Raw genomic sequence first — 15,516 nt, forward strand, 5'->3', positions numbered from 1 at the left:
GCGAAAGCTCTGAACCGACGCGCGGTCCTGCGGGCCCGCGCGTTTTTCTTTGGTTGCTGGCCCACCACCCCTTGAGGCGCAGCAATCTGACGTAACATCATCTTGGGGTTCGGCCTTGCCTTTTTCCGCCGAATCCTCTACCGCTCAAATCCCGTGATGCTGCGTGCCAATGGCTGCGCAGATTGCATGATTTGCAGCGCTTCGCGGGAGGTTTCCACACATGGCACGCTTTATCTTCATCACCGGCGGCGTGGTGTCTTCCCTTGGCAAAGGCCTTGCCTCGGCCGCTCTGGGCGCGCTCCTGCAGGCGCGTGGCTTTTCCGTTCGCCTGCGCAAACTTGACCCTTATCTGAACGTCGATCCCGGCACGATGTCGCCATTTGAACATGGCGAGGTGTTCGTGACCGACGATGGCGCGGAAACCGACCTTGACCTTGGACACTACGAACGCTTCACAGGCGTGCCTGCGCGCAAGACCGACAGCATCTCGTCGGGGCGCATCTACACCAACGTGCTCGAGAAAGAACGGCGCGGCGATTACCTTGGCAAAACGATCCAGGTGATCCCGCATGTCACCAATGAAATCAAGGACTTCATCTCCATCGGGGAAGACGAGGTCGATTTCATGCTCTGCGAAATCGGCGGCACCGTGGGCGACATCGAGGGCCTGCCCTTCTTCGAGGCAATCCGCCAGTTCTCCCAGGACAAGCCGCGCGGCCAGTGCATCTTCATGCACCTGACGCTCCTGCCCTACATCAAGGCGTCCGGAGAGTTGAAAACCAAACCGACGCAGCACAGCGTCAAGGAACTCCGCTCCATCGGCCTCGCCCCTGACATCCTGGTCTGCCGGTCCGAAGGGCCGATCCCGCAGAAAGAACGCGAGAAGCTCGCGCTCTTCTGCAACGTGCGCCCCGACAGCGTGATCGCCGCACAAGACCTCAAGTCGATCTACGAGGCCCCCCTCGCCTATCACCGCGAGGGCCTCGACCAGGCGGTGCTCGACGCGTTCCAGATCACGCCCGCACCCAAGCCCAACCTCGAGAAATGGGAAGACGTGGCCGACCGCATCTACAACCCCGAAGGCGAGGTGAATGTCGCCATCGTGGGCAAATACGTGCAGCTTGAGGACGCCTACAAATCCATTGCCGAGGCGCTCACCCATGGCGGCATGGCCAACCGCGTCAAGGTCAACATCCAGTGGGTCGATGCCGAGATTTTCGAACGCGAGGACCCCGCGCCGCATCTTGAGGGCTTCCACGCGATCCTCGTGCCCGGCGGCTTTGGCGAACGCGGCACTGAGGGCAAGATCAAGGCGGCGCAATTCGCCCGCGAACACAAGGTCCCCTATCTGGGCATCTGCCTTGGCATGCAGATGGCGGTGATCGAAGCCGCCCGCAACGTCGCCAAACTGCCCGATGCCGGGTCCGAGGAATTCGACCACGAGGCCGGGAAGAAGCGGTTCACGCCGGTGGTCTACCACCTCAAGGAATGGGTGCAGGGCAACCAGACCGTCAACCGCAGCGTCGCCGACGACAAGGGCGGCACGATGCGCCTTGGCGCCTATGACGCGGTACTGACCGACGGCTCAAAGGTGGCCGAGGTCTACGGCAGCACCACCATCACCGAACGCCACCGCCACCGCTACGAGGTGGACATCAAGTACCGCAAAGCGCTTGAGGAAGGCGGGCTATGTTTTTCGGGCATGAGTCCCGACGGCCGATTGCCCGAGATCGTCGAATGGCCTGACCACCCGTGGTTCATCGGCGTCCAGTTCCACCCGGAGCTGAAGTCGAAACCCTTTGACCCGCATCCGCTGTTCAAGGATTTTGTCCGGGCGGCGAAGGATGTGAGTCGACTTGTCTAAACCGAAGCCGCCATCCGACCACCACTATATCCCCAAGTTCTATCTCAAGAACTGGACACTGGATGATGGTCGCTTGTGCCAATTCTCAATTCCACATGGAAACGCTGTTAAGCCCAAGCGAGTGCACCCAACTCAAACTGGATGGTGCAAGAACCTTTATACTCTTTCTGATTTCCCGGAAGAATTAAAACAACAAGTTGAGCAAGACTACCTTCGACTTTTGGATGGACGTGCTGCTGAAGCGAATAGTATTCTGTGTAGCCCAACTGGATTGGTGGATTTATCGCCAAGACATAGAGCAGCCTGGACGCAATTTTGTCTTTCTCTAATGACGAGAATGCCTGAAGATATGCAGGCCGCACGGAAGGCAATTGAGCTATCGCATCAAAGGCCACCGGAAGAGCTTCGCAAGTCAATTGAAAGCATCGATAGCATAAGGTCAAAAGATCATCCGCTTAGTGCAGAGGAAATACTTGCATTACTTGAAAAGTCTGATCGCGAGACTGCGCTTTTTGATGCTTTCATGGCGTCTCACGTTGGCAATAAAGCAACTTCATGGTATTATAGTTTAACTTGGCACATGATTGATTTTTCAAATCAACCCATGTCACTACTAACTAGTGATCGACCATTTGTTAGATTTTTCGGCAGCGACAGCCGGTCTGTGACTTGGGCTCTACCAATTTCGCCATCCCGTTTGTTTATTGCAACTCCAAATAGGAAGTACGGCTTTCAACCCCGCGATCATTGCGAAATCGAAATAATCAAGGCACTTTGTGGATCAAAAAAACGATTGCTAAAGACTATGAATAAGTGTGTCACCCAGCAAGCTATCAAATATGTGTACTCCTCAGACGATGCCGAACTGCAATTTGTCTCAAAGCATTTTGGAAAAAAACAGGAGAGCGACAGACCAGCGCAAATGATGTTAGCTAGCTTAGGCGTACGCGAATAATTTCCCTCGCTAGCGGCAATTACGTTTGCCATCGCCAGACCGCGGGATGGCGATCCTCCCGACGAACGATGGCGCTTTATTCCAGCCACTCCCGCGCGCAGAACGAACGTAGCGCCCAGACCTGCCAAATCGCCAGCCCGGGGGGCGGTCTGGCGATGGCGCGGCACCTTCGGTGCTATTCGCGCCGGGCGCATAACTCGAAACGTCGTTGCACCGCCAAGCGCGGCCTCGAGGCCGCGCCTCGCCGCGTCGACGCGGCGAGCCCCTTCCCCAAACCACCCGCACCCGCTACTCTCCGACAATGCCCCTCGCCGCCTTCACCACGATCGACAGCGAAGACGCCGCCCGCAGCCTTGCGCGCGCCGCCGTCACGGCCAAACTCGCCGCCTGTGTGCAGATCGAACGCATCACCTCGGTCTACGAATGGAACGGCCTGCAGGAGGAGCCGGAATACCGCCTGCTCTTCAAGACCAGCGCCACCGCGTGGCCCGCGCTCAGGGCGCTGATCCTGCGCGATCATCCCTATGACGAACCGGCGCTCTGGTCGGTCGAGATGACGGATGGCTCGGAAAGTTTCCTCACCTGGATCGACAGCACCGCCACCGGCTGAATCCCCCTACCCGATCCAAGCCAACTGGCCTATCACGGGCGCATGCTGTCCTACCAACACCTCTATCATGCGGGCAACGCCGCCGATGTGCACAAACACGCCGCCCTTGCGCTGGCGCTCGACTACCTGACGCAAAAGCCCAAACCGCTGAGCTATCTTGAGACCCATGCCGGGCGCGGGCGCTATGACCTGAGCGCACCCGAAGCGGTCAAGACCGGCGAGGCGGCGCAGGGCATCGCCCGGCTGCGCGACGGGTTTGCCAAGGACCATCCCTATATCCGCGCGCTCAAGGCCCAGCCCGATGGCCTCTACCCCGGATCGCCCGCCATTGCGCAGGCGCTGCTGCGGCCCGAGGATTCGCTCCATCTCGCCGAACTGCACCCGCAGGAACATGCCGCCCTGCGGTCAAACCTGCGCGCAGCCAACACCCATGTGTACCATCAGGACGGTCTTGAACTGGCACAAAGCCTCTGCCCGCCGACGCCGCGCCGGGGGCTGATGCTGGTGGACCCCAGCTACGAGATCAAGGCGGACTATGCCCAGATCCCCAAATGGCTGGGCGCGATCACGCGCAAGTGGAATGTCGGCGTGGTGATGATCTGGTACCCGATCCTCACCTCCGGTGCGCACCGGCCCATGTTGCGCGCCTTGCAGGCGGATCACCCTGAGGCGCTGACCCACGAGGTGCGCTTCCCACCCGCGCGCGAGGGGCACCGCATGGTCGGCTCCGGCCTATTCGTGGTGAACCCGCCTTTCGGGCTGGAGGCCGCGCTCAAGCCGCTCACCGCCGCGTTCCGCAAGCTGACATGATGCGCCTCTGCGCCGCGCTGCTGTGTCTCCCGGGTGTCGCGGCAGCCGACCTGCGCCCCGTGTCCTATGACGACCTGAAGGCCCAGCCACACCGCATCGAAACCTTCGACACCCTGCCCAGCGTCCCCGAGCCCGGCCACAGCATCGACCAGCACTGGCGCGCGCCGGGTTTGACCATCGGCGAACGGCTTGTCGGGCAGACCGTGCAGGACACCGACGGGTTCGATGCGCTGCAAGGCGCAGCAACCCAACCGCTCCGCGCCATTCCCGGCGCACCGGGCCAGACCTTCGCCATCGCGCATCACGCGGGCTTCGGATCGAACGCGTTGTTTCCCGTTGGCCCCAAAGGCGCAGACCTGCCCGAGGGCCGTGGCGAAGGCAGCGCAGCACTGGTGTTCGACACGCCGCAAACCGCCATCGGCCTGCGCCTGCATGCGGAATACCCCGATCCGCTGGGCCAGCACCCCGCACCGGGTACGGCGCTTTTGACCTTCCATCATGCGACCGGCCAAACGACCGAACTCACCCTGCCCCTGACACACGGCGTCATCTTGCTGGCCTGGCGCAGCGACACCGGGATCACCGCGGTGACGGCCCAAAACACCGATCCGGGGGGCATCGCGCTCGACGATATCCTCTACGATGTGACTGCACTATCGGGATAACCCATTGGCGAAGCTTTCGGCGCGGCATATATCCCCTTCATGTTTGGTGATTTCCTCAAGCGCCTCACCGCGCCCGACCCCGCTCCGCTGCCCGACGCCGATGCGCGTCTGGCCCTGACCGCCCTGCTTGTCCGCGTCGCCCGCACCGATGGCGATTACGACGAGAGCGAGAAAACCCGCATCGACCGCATCGCCGCGTCCCGCTACGGCCTGACGCCGTTTGAGGCAGCAAAACTGCGCGGCGAGGCCGAAGGTCTGGAGGCAGAAGCCCCCGACACCGTCCGCTTTACCGGAGCCATCAAGGACGCCGTGCCCTACGAAGACCGCATCGCGGTGATCGAGGCGCTGTGGGAGGTCGTTCTTGCCGATGGCGTGCGCGAGGCCGAGGAAGACGCGCTCTTGCGGCTCGTGGCCAAGCTTCTGGGCATCAACGACCGGGACAGCGCGCTGGCCCGGCAACGCGTCGCCAAGGCATGATCGCCAGCCTGCCAATGTACTGGCGGGCGGAAAACGCGGGCCTCTGGCGCGACTTCTGGTCCGTTGTGCAGTCCTGCGCGCGCGGAGAGGGCGTGTCCCTTCCCGATCTCACCCCACCCGAAGACCTGCCAGCCGACCTGTATTCCCATTGGCGGTCTCCGGACCTTGCCCTGTCGATGACCTGCGGCCTGCCCTTTCGCAGCAAACTGCGGAACGAGGTCCAATATATCGGCACGCTGGATTTCGGACTTGGCGGTCCGGAAGGACATTACCATTCCCAGATCATCACCCGAAGGGATCTCGCCGGTCTGCCTCGAACGCTGGCCTACAACAGCGCCGACAGCCAGTCCGGATGGGCAGCGGCGCAAGAGATGCCAGATCGCGGATCAATCACCACATTCCTCGAAACCGGTGCACATGCCCAGTCGCTTGCTGCCGTGGCCAAGGGCCGTGCCGACATCGCCTGCCTTGACGCGGTGACCTGGCGCATCCTGCAAGCGGTCGATTCCAACGCCGCTGAGGTCACGCCCACCGGCACCACCCGACCGACACCGGGCTTGCCCCTGATCGCTGCGCAGGGCATCGATCCTGAACCCCTACGCCGCGCCCTCGCGGCTGCGACCCGCGCGTTCGACCCTGGAACCCCTGACCTGATGGGCGGTCCCATGACCTTCTGCGTTCTCGATGTGCACAGCTATCTTGCCGAGCCCATTCCCGCGCCACCCAACTGACTGACGCGGGGTCACACGGCCGGTTGCCTCGGAATACGTCGATTTCGACATTGCATCGCCCCGTATTTTCGCGTCATCCTGCGTCGCATCCTTGACCCAACCCGTCAGAGCATCTTGTGACAGAAACCCCCGTTCTGGAAATTCGCAATCTGCACAAACAGTATGGCAGCCTTGAAGTCATCAAGGGCGTCGACATCACGGCACATCGCGGTGACGTGGTATCGCTGATCGGATCATCGGGATCGGGCAAGTCCACCATCCTGCGCTGCGCCAACCTGCTCGAGGACAGCCAGCAGGGGGATATCCTGTTCAAGGGCGAAGCGGTGCATTGGAAAGGCACCGGTCTGGGACGGCATCCCGCCGACCCGAAACAGGTGCTGCGCATCCGCACGAACCTGTCGATGGTGTTCCAGCAGTTCAACCTCTGGGCTCACATGACAATCCTGCAGAACGTGATGGAAGCGCCTGTGACCGTGCTGGGCCGCGACCGCGCCGAGGTCGAACAGGCCGCGCGTGGCTATCTCGACAAGGTGGGCATCGGCGACAAATGCGACGCCTATCCGGCGATGCTGTCGGGCGGCCAGCAGCAGCGGGCGGCGATTGCCCGTGCGCTGTGCATGGAGCCGGAAGCGTTATTGTTCGATGAACCCACCTCGGCGCTGGATCCCGAGCTGGAACAGGAAGTCGTCAAAGTTATCAAGGATCTCGCCTCCGAAGGCCGAACCATGCTGATTGTCACTCACGACATGAAAATGGCACGCGACGTGAGCAACCACGTCGTGTTCCTGCATCAGGGCCTGATCGAGGAAGAAGGCGCACCGGACAGCCTGTTCGGCGCACCAAAATCAGAACGGCTGCGGGGGTTTCTGTCCTCCACAATGGCCGACTAACCACCAAGAAACCGGGAGAACCCACAATGAAATCCATCCTTCTCGGCACAGCTGCACTGGCCATCACGGCCTCTGTCGCGTTCGCCGGCAGCCACTCCGTTGTTCGTATGGGCACCGAAGGCGCTTACCCTCCGTACAACTTCATCAACGATTCCGGTGAAGTCGACGGGTTCGAGCGTGAACTGGGCGATGAGCTCTGTGCGCGCGCCGAACTGACCTGTGAATGGGTCACAAACGAGTGGGACAGCATCATTCCAAACCTCGTGTCGGGCAACTACGACGTCATCATCGCGGGCATGTCGATCACCGCCGAACGCGACGAGGTCATCGACTTCACTCAGAACTACACCCAGCCGGACCCGTCCTCCTACCTCGCCCTTGAAGGTGCTGATGTGGACTTTGAAGGCGGCGTAATCGCAGCACAGGCCAACACCATCGAGGCGGCGTTCATCGCCTCCAGCGGTGCGACCCTCGTTGAATTCGCCACTCCGGATGAAACCGTTGCTGCGGTGCGCAATGGCGAAGCCGACGCTGTTCTGGCCGATGACGCCTATCTGCGCCCCATCGCTGACGAAAACGCCGATCTCGTCCTGCTTGACCGGCAGGAGCTGATCGGCGGCGGCGTCGGCATGGGCCTGCGCGAATCCGACACAGAGCTGAAGGACAAGTTCAACGCAGCGATCCAGTCCATGAAGGACGATGGCTCGCTGAACGCGTTGCTTGCAAAGTGGGAAATCGGACCGGGCTTCTGAGCCGTCTGAGTCCAAAGCACCGAAGGGGTCGCCACTGCGGCCCCTTCTCGTTTGTGTGCATGCTGTACGCAAGACAGCGCGTTTCTCGAAACCACTCAAGGCGTTAAGCCACACGGGAATTGTCAAGCGCCGCAGGGACGTGCAAGACTTGCCAAACCCAAAGCCGCTTAGGGGACCAGATGTTCAGTTTTTGTGCCGATCCCGCATCGCTTGGCGACCTCGCATGGATGGCCTGCTACCTGACCACCGGAAAACACATGGCGATCTACACGTCTGTGTTCACCGTTTTGCTGCTTCTGGCGATCACCGCGCCCACGGCCTTGGCGTTCGGTTTTATAGGCGCCTCCAGTGCACGATCGCACTTCCCACCTCTCAGCTGGATCGGCAAAGCCTACATCGCCGTTGTGCGTGGCGTACCGGACATTGCGTTCTTCCTGTTCTTCGTGATTGCGCTGGACCAGCTGTTTGAATGGATACGCCACGAAATCAAATGTCCCGACTGGACGGACAGCATCTGGCAGGGCAACGATTTTGTCGTCTGCGACATCGCCAAGCTGCCTTTGGGCAACGCGCCGCAATGGGTGCATGAAACCTATGGCTTCATGCTTGCCGTCCTGACCTTTGCCATCGTCTTTGGCGCGTTTGCGGCCAACGTGCTTTACGGCGCGATGCGGGCTGTCCCGCACAACCAGCTTGAAACCGCCGAGGCCTATGGCATGTCCCGCAGGCAGGTTTACTGGCGCATTCTCGTTCCGCAGATGTGGGTCTTTGCCCTGCCCGGTCTGTCGAATCTCTGGATGGTGCTGATCAAGGCGACGCCGTTGTTGTTCCTCTTGGGCGTCGAAGACATCGTCTACTGGGCGCGCGAGTTGGGTGGGGCCAAGACCGCCCGGTTCACCGATTACCCGCATGGCGACTGGCGCATGTGGTACTTTCTTGCACTGCTGGTGTTTTACCTGCTTTTCACCCGTGTCTCGGAAATCGTGCTCGACAAGGTGATGCGCAAATTGACCCACGGACAGGCCACCTTGGCCGGCGAAGCGCAGAGGAAAGCGGCATGAGTTGTTGGGACACTATCGCCGACTACGGCCTGCGCTCCATCGGGATCGGCGAACGCCTGCTGCCGCGCGAAGGCTATACATTGTGCCAGCAGTTCACCCTGATCGGCTCCGGCATGATCTGGAACATCTATTTCGGCGTGCTGGCACTGTGTTCGGGGTTCTTCCTGGCGACCGCTGTCGCTTTGGGGAAGGCATCGAAGAAGCCGGTGCTGCAAAAGGCCAGCGCGTGGTTCATCTTCCTTTTCCGGGGATCACCGCTCTTTATTCAGTTCTTCTTTGCCTATTTCCTGTTCCTTTCGCTCAAACCGATCTCGCCGATTTTCGATCCGTTCACATCGGCGTGGCTCGGCGCGCTGATCGTGCTCTTCCTCAACACCGCCGCCTATTCCGGAGAGATCTTCTACGGCGCGCTGCAATCGGTCCCGCGCGGCGACATAGAGGCGGCAGACGCCTATGGCATGTCCGGCTGGTCGCGGTTCAAACGGGTGACATGGCCCACGATGCTGCGCCTTGCATGGCCCGCCTACACGAACGAGGCGATCTTTCTTTTCCACGCCACAACTCTAGTCTATTTCTCGGGCTTCCCGGCGTGGCAGCAACGCGGCGACGCGCTTTACTATGCGAGCTTCTTTGCCGACAAGACGTTCAACCCGTTCATCCCCTACCCGATCCTTGCCTTCTACTTCATCCTGCTCACGCTGTGCATCATCAGTCTGTTTGGTTTGATCAATCGCCGCCTCAACCGGCACCTGCCCCAGGATGCCCGCGCCAAGATGAAGCTGAAACTCAACGTCATTCGCTGAATTTTGCTTGCTAAGAGCAGGGTACACCGCCTATCTATAATTTGATCAAATTATTGAAAACGGCACTTCAATGGACCCCCATATTCGCCACTGGCTCCGCAAGAACCCGCAGGTCCGCACGATCCGTGTGGCCGCTTCGGACCTCAATGGTCAGGCGCGCGGAAAACGTGTACCGGCCCGCTTTGCCGACAAGGTGCTGGACGGCGGCACCCGCTTTCCGCTCTCGGTTCTGAACCTCGACATCTGGGGCGAAGACATCGACGACAGCCCGCTGGTGTTCGAAGCCGGTGATGCCGATGGCGTGCTCTGGCCTACGGGGCGCGGTTTTGTCCCGATGCCATGGCTCGAAGCGCCAAGCGCGCTTTTGCCGCTCTGGATGTTCCGCGAAACGGGAGAGCCCTATGAAGGCGATCCGCGCCATGCGCTCAACACTGTGGTTCAGCGTTATAAGGCGCGCGGTCTGACGCCCGTGGTCGCGATGGAGCTTGAGTTCTTCCTGATCGACGACAGCACCCGCAATCTGCAGGTTCCCGCCTCCCCCCGCTCCGGCAAACGCCGCAAGGCGGGCGAGATCCTGTCGATCCGCCTCATCGACCAGTTCGACCGCTTCTTCACCGATCTCTACGATGCCTGCGAGGCAATGGATATTCCCGCAGACACGGTGATTTCCGAAGCAGGCCTCGGCCAGTTCGAAATGAACCTGATGCATTGCGACGACGCCCTGCGCGCCGCCGACGATGCATGGCTCTTCAAGATGCTGGTCAAAGGGCTGGCCCGCCGCCACGGCTTTGCCGCCTCCTTCATGGCGAAACCCTACCCCGACTATGCCGGGTCCGGCATGCACACACATTTCTCGCTGCTCGACGAGGCTGGCAAAAACGTCTTTGACGATGGTGGTCCCAAGGGCACGGACCTGCTGCGCCACGCTATCGCAGGGTGCCTCAATGCGCTGCATGACAGCGCGCTGATCTATGCGCCGCACCTGAACAGCTTTGATCGGTTGGTGCCCGAGTCCCACGCGCCGACCGGCATCGCATGGGCTTACGAGAACCGCACAACCGCGATCCGCGTGCCCTCGGGCAGCCCATCTGCACGCCGTGTCGAACACCGCGTGGCCGGTGGCGATGTGAACCCGTATCTGACACTTGCCGCAATCCTTGGCGCGGCACTTGTCGGGATCGAGGACAAGGCGCTGCCGCCAGAACCGGTGACCGGCAACGCCTACGCGCTTGACCTGCCGCAGATCCCCGCCGATTGGCCCAGCGCCGTCACGGCCTTCGAGAAAAGTACGGTGATGCCGCGCATCTTCCATGATGAGCTGATCCGCAACCTCGTGCAGACCAAGAGGCAGGAAATCCACTACATGGACGAACTGACGCCAAACGAACGCGTTGAGATATACCTCGACACGGTCTAGGCGCGTCCCTTGCTGTGCGTCTGCAGAACGCATAGTTTGCACACACAAACACCTTGGTGCTTCATGAAAATCGGAATCTTGCAGACGGGACTTGCTCCGGACGAACTGAAAGGGTCGTTCGGCGAATATCCCGGTTTCTTCGAGCGGATGCTCGCAGGCAAAGGCTTTACCTTTGAAACCTGGAGCGTCGTGGAAAACGTCTTCCCCTCCGGGCCGCAGGACGCGGATGGCTGGCTCATAACGGGCTCCAAGCACGGCGCCTACGAAGATCACCCGTGGATCCCCCCGCTGGAACAGCTCATCCGCGATATTGTCGCCGCCAACCGTCCGCTGATCGGCGTGTGTTTCGGCCATCAGATCATCGCGCAGGCGATGGGTGGCAAAGTCGAAAAGTTCAAAGGCGGCTGGGCCGTGGGACAGCAGGAATATGATTTCGGCGGCGAGACCATGACCATCAACGCATGGCATCAGGATCAGGTGGTCGAAGTGCCACAAGGCGCGCAGGTCGTGGCGTCGAATGATCATTGCGCCAACGCAGCCTTGCTTTATCCCGGCAAGGCCTTCACGGTGCAGCCGCATCCCGAATACGGCGATGACTTCATCAACGGCTTGGTCGAAACGCGCGGCAAGGGCGTTGTCCCTGACGAGCTGATGCAGGTCGCCCGCGCTCGAATGGGCAGACCGCTCGACAATGGTCGCATGGCCGACCAATTCGCAAAATTCTTCCGCGAAGGAACCCTCGCATGACCGACTGGACAGACAGTCTTCCCGCCTCCGCCCGCGCATTTCTGGAAAACCGCAGGCTGGACGAGGTCGAATGCATCATCGCCGACCTGCCCGGCATCGCCCGCGGCAAAGCCGTGCCCGCCTCGAAATTTGCCCGTCAGGAATATTTCCACCTGCCGGACTCGATCTTCTTTCAGACCATCACCGGGGATTGGGGCGAGGCGGCAGACGAAGACGATGGCGGCTTCATCGAACGCGACATGATCCTGCGGCCCGACATGAGCACCGCCACCGCAGCTCCCTGGACCGGCGACTGGACGCTGCAGGTCATCCACGACGCCTATGACCGCAAAGGCAAGCCAGTGCCTTATGCGCCGCGCAACGTGCTCAAGCGCGTGGTGCAGCTTTATCGTGACAAAGGTTGGGAGCCGGTCGTGGCACCCGAGATGGAGTTTTTCCTGACGGCGCGCAACCTTGATCCCGCCAAACCCATCGAGCCGATGATCGGCCGCTCCGGCCGTCCCGCTGCCGCGCGTCAGGCCTACAGCATGACCGCCGTCGATGAATTCGGCCCGGTGATCGACGATATCTACGACTTCGCCGAAGCGCAGGGGTTCGAGATCGACGGCATCACGCAGGAAGGCGGCGCAGGCCAGCTTGAAATCAACCTGCGCCACGGCAATCCGGTGAAGCTCGCCGACGAGGTGTTCTATTTCAAACGCCTGATCCGCGAAGCCGCATTGCGCCACGATTGTTTCGCCACTTTCATGGCCAAGCCGATCGCCAATGAGCCCGGCAGCGCCATGCATATCCACCATTCGATCATCGACATCGAAACCGGGCGCAACCTGTTCAGCGGCCCCCAGGGCGGCGAAACCGATGCGTTCTTTCACTTCATCGGTGGATTGCAGACCTATTTGCCTGCGGCCATCGCCGTGCTGGCCCCGTATGTGAACAGCTACCGCCGTTATGTGAAAGAGCACGCAGCCCCCATCAACCTCGCCTGGGGCCGCGACAACCGTACAACGGGCATTCGCATCCCGCTCTCCGGCCCCGCCAGCCGCCGGGTCGAGAACCGGCTCGCCGGGATGGATTGCAACCCCTATCTGGGGATCGCGGCATCCCTTGCTTGCGGTTATCTGGGTCTGGTCAACGAGAAATGGCCCTCAAAGCCGCTCAAGAAGGACGCCTACGAGGGTGAGGCCGACATCCCGCAGGTTCTGGGACAGGCGTTGCAGCTGTTCGAAGAGTCGACCGAGTTGCACGACATCCTTGGTGAGGAATTCTGCCGCGTCTATTCGATTGTAAAACGCACGGAATACGAAGAATTTCTGCAGGTGATCAGCCCGTGGGAGCGCGAGCACCTGCTGCTCAACGTATGACCCTTGGGGTTCGGACCGGCTGCGCCGGTCCGACCGATGCGAGGGGCTCTGCCCCTCGCGCTCCCCGGCATATTTGGAAAAAGAAGAAGATCAGGACCGCGTTTTGAACCTGCTTTTCAGCAATGACACCCGAGGGGCCTATCCTCAAAGCTGGTACGCCGCGACAGCGACCCTGCTTGCCCCGTTGGCGCCGTTGCACGGGGAAACCCGCGCCGATGTCTGTATCGTCGGTGGCGGGTATACCGGCCTGTCGGCGGCGCTGCATCTGGCCGAGATGGGCGCGGATGTGGTGCTGCTCGACGCGCATCGCGTGGGGTTTGGCGCGTCAGGCCGCAACGGCGGACAATTGGGGACAGGGCAGCGACAAGACCAGATCACGCTGGAAAAGATGGTGGGGGCGGATAACGCGCGCCTGCTTTGGGATCTGGGGGAGGATGCCAAGGCGCTGGTGCGCGGGTTGATCGCCAAACACGGGATTGATTGCTACCTCAAGGACGGTATCGCCTGGGCCGCCTCGCGCCCGGTGGATGTGACAGACCTGCATGACTATGCCGAACACCTGCAAACGCGATACGGCTACGACAAGATCACAGCGCTGGATCGCGATGCGTTCCACGCGCTCTGCCCCTCGCCCGACTATATCGGTGGCACGCTCGATATGGGGGCAGCACATCTGCACCCGCTGCGGCTGGCACTGGGGTTGGCGGAGGCCGCAGCGAAAGCTGGCGCGCGCCTGCACGAGCGCAGCCATGTGCATGACATCAAACACGGGTCAAAGGTGACGGTGCGGACCGATGCGGGCCATGTTATCGCGGATCAGGTGATCCTTGCAGGGAATGGCTATCTGGGTGGGCTGGACCGGCAGGTGACCGCGCGGGTCATGCCGATCAACAACTATGTCATCGCCACAGAACCTTTGGGTGACGACGCCGCAAAGGTATTGACACAGGATGTCGCGGTCGCGGATTCCCGCTTTGTTGTCAATTACTTCCGTCTGAGCCATGACAAACGCCTGATCTTTGGCGGTGGCGAGACCTATGGCTACCGCTTTCCATCCGACATCGCCGCATTGGTGCGCAAACCATTGTCGGAGATCTTTCCGCATCTGCGCGATGTGCGTATCGACCATGCCTGGGGCGGTACGTTGGCCATCACGCTCAAACGCATGCCCTACCTTGCTCGTGTGCAGCCCAACATCCTGTCGGCATCGGGCTATTCCGGCCACGGTGTCGGGACCGCCATACAGGCGGGCAAGCTATTGGCCGAAGCGACCCGCGGCGCATCACCGGGGTTCGACGCGTTCAACACCATCCCGCACGTGCCATTCCCGGGCGGCGGGCTGATGCGCACATCGATCCTCAAGCTGGGGATGTCATGGTATGCGATGCGTGACCGGTTGGGGGTTTGAACCAAAGCTGGGAGACATCCTGTCATACCACTGTCATACTCTCGTGACAGCGCGTATGCTGAGACGACACGACAGACAAGAGGCGCAGCAATGACACATCTTCCGAACATGCACGACGCAGAGCCGATCCCTGAAGCCGCCCGTCGCGAGATTGACCGTCTGCTGCAGTCTGGTGACCTGTTCCGCTACACCGCACCCGAAGCGGCGCCCGTCTCGTTGCTGGAAGAAGAGTTCGCTGCCTTGATGGGGGCAAAATACGCGCTGGCGGTCAGCAGCTGCTCGGCCGCGCTTTTCCTGTCGCTGAAGGCACTTGGTCTCCCCCGTGACACGCGTGTTCTGATCCCGGCCTTTACATTTGCCGCCGTGCCCTCGTCCGTCGTCCACGCCGAGTGCGTCCCAGTGCTGTGCGAAGTGGATGACAGCTACCGCATCGACATGGCGGATTTCGAAGCCAAGATCGATGATGTTCAGGCGGTGATGATCAGCCACATGCGCGGGCACACCTCCGATATGGACGCGATCCTGACGCTGGCCCAAGCGCGCGGCCTTCCGGTGATCGAAGACGCCGCGCACTCATTGGGCACGCTTTGGAACGGGCAAAAGATTGGCACGCTGGGCCATGTCGGATGCTTCAGCTTCCAAAGCTACAAGATGCTCAACGCAGGCGAAGGAGGCATCCTTCTCAGCGACGATGCCGACCTGATCGCCCGTGCGGTGATCCTGTCGGGCGCCTACGAGCACAACTGGAAGAAACACCCCGTCCTGCACGAGGCCTTTGCCAAGTGGCAAAACAAACTGCCGCTGTATAACCTGCGCATGTCGAACCTGTCCGCTGCCGTGATCCGCCCGCAATTGGCCGAGTTGGACCGCCGCGTCCGCGATGGCCGCCGCAACCACGATCACGTGGCCGCCCGCCTACGCCAGTCGCCCTGGATCACCGTACCGCCGTCCCTGCCCAAAGAAGA

Annotated in this window: 16 protein-coding genes; all 16 read left to right on the forward strand. The window is 61.1% G+C overall.

Translation table 11 applies throughout. The features are described from left to right. Nucleotides 1-220 precede the first annotated feature (220 nt). Nucleotides 221-1,864, forward strand: a complete 1,644-nt coding sequence (locus tag JJ869_RS05805; RefSeq protein WP_292265231.1) for a CTP synthase — start codon at nt 221-223, stop codon at nt 1,862-1,864. After that, nucleotides 1,857-2,819 carry a DUF4238 domain-containing protein gene (locus tag JJ869_RS05810; protein ID WP_292265233.1) on the forward strand — a complete coding sequence of 321 codons (963 nt, stop codon included), beginning with the start codon at nt 1,857-1,859 and terminating at the stop codon, nt 2,817-2,819. Before JJ869_RS05805 ends, JJ869_RS05810 begins: the two co-directional genes overlap by 8 nt. Nucleotides 2,820-3,120: 301 nt before the next feature. Next, the gene (cutA, locus tag JJ869_RS05815) at nt 3,121-3,429 is read left to right on the forward strand and encodes a divalent-cation tolerance protein CutA (protein WP_292265235.1); all 309 of its coding nucleotides are present in this window, start codon (nt 3,121-3,123) and stop codon (nt 3,427-3,429) included. 42 nt (nt 3,430-3,471) lie between these two features. After that, nucleotides 3,472-4,239 (forward strand): 23S rRNA (adenine(2030)-N(6))-methyltransferase RlmJ, encoded by a 768-nt coding sequence (gene rlmJ / locus JJ869_RS05820; RefSeq protein WP_292265236.1) that lies wholly within the window; start codon nt 3,472-3,474, stop codon nt 4,237-4,239. After that, nucleotides 4,236-4,904 carry a hypothetical protein gene (locus JJ869_RS05825; RefSeq protein WP_292265238.1) on the forward strand — a complete coding sequence of 223 codons (669 nt, stop codon included), beginning with the start codon at nt 4,236-4,238 and terminating at the stop codon, nt 4,902-4,904. The genes rlmJ and JJ869_RS05825 overlap by 4 nt, the downstream gene beginning before the upstream one ends. A 39-nt stretch (nt 4,905-4,943) precedes the next feature. Continuing rightward, entirely contained in the window at nt 4,944-5,381 is a 438-nt protein-coding gene (locus JJ869_RS05830) for a TerB family tellurite resistance protein (RefSeq protein ID WP_292265239.1), read from the forward strand. Next, nucleotides 5,378-6,112 (forward strand): PhnD/SsuA/transferrin family substrate-binding protein, encoded by a 735-nt coding sequence (locus tag JJ869_RS05835; RefSeq protein WP_292265241.1) that lies wholly within the window; start codon nt 5,378-5,380, stop codon nt 6,110-6,112. The genes JJ869_RS05830 and JJ869_RS05835 overlap by 4 nt, the downstream gene beginning before the upstream one ends. A gap of 116 nt (nt 6,113-6,228) precedes the next feature. Next, entirely contained in the window at nt 6,229-7,002 is a 774-nt protein-coding gene (locus tag JJ869_RS05840; RefSeq protein ID WP_292265243.1) for an ATP-binding cassette domain-containing protein, read from the forward strand. A gap of 26 nt (nt 7,003-7,028) precedes the next feature. After that, entirely contained in the window at nt 7,029-7,754 is a 726-nt protein-coding gene (locus JJ869_RS05845; protein ID WP_292265244.1) for a transporter substrate-binding domain-containing protein, read from the forward strand. A 179-nt stretch (nt 7,755-7,933) separates the two neighbouring features. Beyond that, nucleotides 7,934-8,815: an ABC transporter permease subunit gene (locus JJ869_RS05850; RefSeq protein ID WP_292265246.1), complete on the forward strand. Its 882-nt coding sequence runs from the start codon at nt 7,934-7,936 to the stop codon at nt 8,813-8,815. Further along, the gene (locus JJ869_RS05855) at nt 8,812-9,618 is read left to right on the forward strand and encodes an ABC transporter permease subunit (RefSeq protein WP_292265248.1); all 807 of its coding nucleotides are present in this window, start codon (nt 8,812-8,814) and stop codon (nt 9,616-9,618) included. The genes JJ869_RS05850 and JJ869_RS05855 overlap by 4 nt, the downstream gene beginning before the upstream one ends. An 82-nt stretch (nt 9,619-9,700) precedes the next feature. Next, nucleotides 9,701-11,035, forward strand: coding sequence for a glutamine synthetase family protein (locus JJ869_RS05860; protein ID WP_292265257.1), 1,335 nt, complete (start codon nt 9,701-9,703; stop codon nt 11,033-11,035). Nucleotides 11,036-11,098: 63 nt separating this feature from the next. Continuing rightward, nucleotides 11,099-11,782, forward strand: a complete 684-nt coding sequence (locus JJ869_RS05865) for a type 1 glutamine amidotransferase (protein ID WP_292265249.1) — start codon at nt 11,099-11,101, stop codon at nt 11,780-11,782. Then, on the forward strand, nt 11,779-13,143 hold the full coding sequence (locus tag JJ869_RS05870; protein ID WP_292265250.1) for a glutamine synthetase family protein: 1,365 nt from the start codon (nt 11,779-11,781) through the stop codon (nt 13,141-13,143). The genes JJ869_RS05865 and JJ869_RS05870 overlap by 4 nt, the downstream gene beginning before the upstream one ends. Before the next feature lie 103 nt (nt 13,144-13,246). Next, nucleotides 13,247-14,551 (forward strand): FAD-binding oxidoreductase, encoded by a 1,305-nt coding sequence (locus tag JJ869_RS05875; RefSeq protein ID WP_292265251.1) that lies wholly within the window; start codon nt 13,247-13,249, stop codon nt 14,549-14,551. A 90-nt stretch (nt 14,552-14,641) separates the two neighbouring features. Next, nucleotides 14,642-15,516, forward strand: an 875-nt coding sequence (locus tag JJ869_RS05880; protein WP_292265252.1) for an aminotransferase class I/II-fold pyridoxal phosphate-dependent enzyme, incomplete at its 3' end; no start/stop codon positions are given.

This window comes from Marivita sp., assembly GCF_017643905.1.
In the GTDB taxonomy this organism is placed as follows: domain Bacteria; phylum Pseudomonadota; class Alphaproteobacteria; order Rhodobacterales; family Rhodobacteraceae; genus Marivita.